The sequence below is a fragment of the Kitasatospora sp. CB01950 genome, assembly GCF_001905465.1.
Taxonomy (GTDB): domain Bacteria; phylum Actinomycetota; class Actinomycetes; order Streptomycetales; family Streptomycetaceae; genus Kitasatospora.
The window spans coordinates 1-2,305 of record NZ_LISX01000037.1; the positions used below are offsets into that span (position 1 = coordinate 1).

The window sequence follows — 2,305 nt, forward strand, 5'->3', positions numbered from 1 at the left end:
GCGTATGTGATTTATACGTCGGGGTCGACGGGTGTGCCGAAGGGTGTGGCGGTGGCGCATGCGGTGTTGGCGGGGTTGGCGGCGGCGCAGGTGGAGCGGTTCGCGGTGGACGGGTCGAGTCGGTTGTTGCAGTTCGCGTCGGTGTCGTTCGGTGCGGGTGCCGGCCGGGGGCCGGCGGGTGTGCAGGAGGAGTTGGTCTGCGCGGTGTTCGCGGAGGTGCTGGGGCTGGACGGCGTCGGTGTCGACGACGACTTCTTCGCGCTCGGTGGGCACTCGTTGCTGGCGGTGTCGCTGGTGGAGCGGTTGCGGGCGCGCGGGTTGTCGGTGTCGGTGAAGGCGTTGTTCCAGACGCCGACGCCGGCGGGTGTGGCGGCGGTGGCGGGTCCGGAGCCGGTGGTGGTGCCGGGGAATCTGATTCCGGAGGGTGCGCGGGAGATCACGCCGGAGATGCTGCCGCTGGTCGAGCTCGACCGGGCGGCTGTGGATCTGATCGTCGGCCGGGTCGAGGGCGGCGCGGCCAACCTGGCGGACGTGTATCCGCTGGCTCCGCTCCAGGAGGGCATCTTCTTCCACCATCTGATGGCCACTCAGGATGGCGGGAGCGGAGCCGATGTGTATGCGGCGCCGATGGTCGTGGGCTTCGACTCCCGGGACCGGCTGGATGCGTTCCTGACCGCTCTTCAGCGGGTGGTGGACCGGCACGACATCTATCGCACGGCGATCGTGTGGGAGGGGCTGCCGGAGCCGTTGCAGGTGGTCTCGTGCAAGGTGGTGCTGCCGGTGCGTGAGGTGGTGCTGGACGCGCAGGCGGTCGATCCGGTGCAGGAGCTGCTCGCGGTGGGCGCGGAGCGCATGGATCTGGGCCGGGCGCCGCTGCTGCGGGTGGCGGTCGCGGCCGAGCCCGGTGGTGACGGCTGGTTGGCGCTGCTGACGATCCATCACCTGGTCCAGGACCACACCTCGATGGACATTCTGCTCGGCGAGCTGCGGGCGTTCCTGTCCGGGACGGACGACAGCCTGCCGGAGCCGCTGCCCTTCCGCGACTTCGTCACTCAGTCCCGGGCGGGTGTCGCGGACCGGGAGCACGAGCGGTTCTTCACCGAGCTGCTCGGCGACGTCGAGGAGACCACCGCCCCCTTCGAGCTGTTGGACGTGCACGCGGACGGAACCGCCGTTGCCCTGGCGGAGCTCGAAGTCAACGGTGAACTGGCGGGCCGGATACGGGCGTTGGCCCGTTCGCACGGGGTGAGCCCGGCGACGGTGTTCCATCTGGCGTGGGCGCGGGTGCTGGGTGCGGTGTCGGGTCGGGACGACGTGGTGTTCGGCACCGTGCTGTTCGGCCGGATGAACTCCGGCGCCGGCTCCGACCGCGTCCCCGGTCTGTTCCTGAACACGCTGCCGGTCCGGGTGAAGCTCGGCTCGGCGAGCGTCGCGGAGGCGCTGGACGGGATGAAGCGCCAGCTTGCCGACCTGCTCGCCCACGAGCACGCCCCGCTGGCACTCGCCCAGCAGGTGAGCGGGGTGCCGGGCGGCAGCCCGCTGTTCACCGCGATCTTCAACTACCGGTACGACCAAGGTGCCGCCCGCCCGGCCGAGCCGACGCTCGCCGGGATCCGGATGCTCACCTCGTCGGACCGCACCAACTATCCCCTGGGCGTGGCGGTCGACGACCGCGGCGTCGGCTTCACCCTGAGCACCCAGGCGGTCGGGACCGGACCCGAGCAGGTCTGCCAGCTGCTGCACACCGCCGTGCGGGCCCTGGTGGCCGCCCTGGAGGAGACGCCGGAGCGGCCGATCTCCTCGGTGGAGGTGTGGGAGCCGGCGGAGCGGGAGCGGGTGCTGGTGGAGTGGAACGGGACGGGTCGTGCTGTCTCGGAGTTGTCGGGTGCGGGGTTGTTCGAGGCGCAGGTGGTGCGGACGCCGGATGCGCCGGCGGTGGTGTTCGACGGGGGTTCGGTCTCGTACCGGGAGTTGGACGAGCGGGCGAACCGGCTGGCGCATCTGCTGATCGACCGGGGTATGGGGGCGGAGTCGGTGGTGGGTCTGTGTCTGCCGCGCGGCGTGGAGATGGTCGCGTCGGTCCTGGCGGTGTGGAAGGCGGGCGCGGCCTATCTGCCGCTGGACCCGGAATACCCGCTGGAGCGGCAGGAGTTCATGCTCGCCGACGCGGGTACGGCGGCACTGGTGGGGCTCGGGGAGCTGACGGCGGGTCTGGCCGCGCCGGTGATACTGCGGCTGGACGACCCGGCGGTGGCGGCCGAGTTGGCGTCGGCTCCGGTGGTTGCTCCGGAAGTGCCTTTCATTC

The 2,305-nt window shown here is 71.2% G+C and carries 1 protein-coding gene; it reads left to right on the plus strand.

The window, feature by feature from the left end; translation table 11 throughout:
- Nucleotides 1-2,305 (plus strand): condensation domain-containing protein (locus tag AMK19_RS34065; RefSeq protein ID WP_143200572.1); only part of this gene is annotated, 2,305 nt, incomplete at both ends.